The 637-nt window shown below is 67.7% G+C and carries 1 protein-coding gene and 1 pseudogene; both read left to right on the top strand.

Translation table 11 applies throughout. The features are described from left to right. The first annotated feature begins 67 nt into the window (after positions 1 to 67). On the top strand, positions 68 to 397 hold the full coding sequence (locus MA879_RS12320) for an IS3 family transposase (protein ID WP_031943831.1): 330 nt from the start codon (positions 68 to 70) through the stop codon (positions 395 to 397). Further along, positions 394 to 637 (top strand): annotated as a pseudogene (locus MA879_RS12315) (IS3-like element ISTesp3 family transposase); the annotation flags it as partial. The gene MA879_RS12320 and the pseudogene MA879_RS12315, both read left to right, overlap by 4 nt.

Below are 637 nucleotides of genomic sequence, written 5' to 3'. Positions count from 1 at the left end.
GGCGCTTGACCCCTGATCTTGGACACGCTGATTCCAGCACGATGCTGGGGAAGCGAGAATCCAAGGGATGGCTAGGAAGAACTACACGGACGAGTTCCGGCAGCGCGCGGTGGACTTGTATGAGTCCACGCCGGGTTCGACGCTCAAGGGCATCGCCGGGGATCTCGGGATCTCTCGGGGTGCGCTGAAAGAGTGGGTCGACAAGTTCGGCTCCGGGGTCACGGTTGCCGCTGCGTCGCCGCCGGGGGCGACGGGGCGACCGGAGTCGCAGGCGGCGAAGGTCCTCCGGTTGGAGGCCGACCTCGCGGCCTTGCAGGCCGAGGCCCGCAAGCTCGAGACGGAGCGGGACATCCTCCGTCAGGCGGCGAAGTATTTCGCCGGGGAGACGAACTGGTGAACCGCTTCCAGTTTGTTGAGGATCACAAGGACGCCTACGGCGTGAAGCGGTTGTGTGAGGTCGTCGAGGTCGCCCGCTCGTCGTTCTACGCCTGGCTGGACTCCGCCGGGCGGCGAGCCGCGAAGGCGACAGACGACGCGGTGTTGGCGGCGCGGATCCGGGTGCTGCAAGACCCCGCTCAGGGTGGCGACCGCGCCTACGGGGCGCCCAGGATCACCGCCGACCTCAACGACGGTGTGC

It is taken from the genome of Micrococcus lacusdianchii (assembly GCF_023155805.1).
GTDB lineage: Bacteria > Actinomycetota > Actinomycetes > Actinomycetales > Micrococcaceae > Micrococcus > Micrococcus lacusdianchii.
The sequence above is the reverse complement of the archived record's forward strand: the minus strand, read 5'-3'. Positions and strand labels throughout refer to the sequence as shown.

What these genes read in the sequence shown, in the direction of transcription:
- MA879_RS12320 (WP_031943831.1), top strand. Translation starts at nt 68, where the DNA reads ATGGCTAGGAAGAACTACACGGACGAGTTCCGGCAGCGCGCGGTGGAC.